The organism is Klebsiella sp. EMBS2024, from assembly GCF_036233805.1.
GTDB lineage: Bacteria > Pseudomonadota > Gammaproteobacteria > Enterobacterales > Enterobacteriaceae > Klebsiella > Klebsiella pneumoniae.
Genome location: NZ_JAZARW010000001.1, coordinates 2,200,281 through 2,201,040 on the forward strand (window position 1 = coordinate 2,200,281; position 760 = coordinate 2,201,040).

Consider the following 760-nt stretch of genomic DNA (forward strand, 5'->3'; position numbering starts at 1 on the left):
ATCCGGTAGCGTGACTGCCCCGGCGGTTGCTTTACCAAACTGGTTGCATCGTTTATCAGCCTGTTCCTCATCGCTTCACTCCATCTTTTCTGGCGTTAAAATTCATCATTACGTCCTCCATTCGTTACCCTTCGCCACCCACTGGCCGCGCTATCGCACCCGCCTGCTTTCGCGAACGCTACCGCCCGTCGCTGTCTCCCTACAGGAACCCAAAGCGCACTGGGTAAGGCAGAACGGTGATCTTTTATTTAACGCCCGGAATAGCAGTCGCTCAGCAATACATGCACAAGAAAATCCCGTTCGTATCCGCGTACTGCCGGAGTATATTCAGTTTGAATTCAGCGGAATCTCGGTTCAGATCGGGAGTGACTGCGTAATGCTGAAAAAGACGATAAACAGAATAAAACAAATAAACTGATAATATTTTGTCATGCGAGAGAAGGAAGCTGTCTGGACGCAGGGCAGAAGCGGTGGCTTCGCAACAACAATATTCCATACTGAAAACTATTCCCTGGTGTAAAAAAGCGAGCGCGCGGTACAACAGGGAGGAAACCATGCCACAGTAAAATAAAGAAAGTCCAGCCCCGACCGGGCCAGACTAACTTTTTAAGATTAACGCCCGAATTACATTGAGAATTTACATATAAATGACCTGAGCTATTGATCATCTAATAATATAGCGGACGGATCGCACACATCCAGAATAAGCTGCGAAAACGCACCATGAAATACATTGCTGTCCTGATTTATATCAGTAAAT

Annotated in this window: 1 protein-coding gene; it reads left to right on the forward strand. The window is 46.8% G+C overall.

Features of this window, described 5'->3' with window-relative positions; genetic code table 11:
• On the forward strand, positions 1-418 hold a 418-nt coding region (locus VZP09_RS10090), incomplete at its 5' end, for a hypothetical protein (protein ID WP_328795096.1).
• Between the last annotated feature and the right edge of the window lie 342 nt (positions 419-760).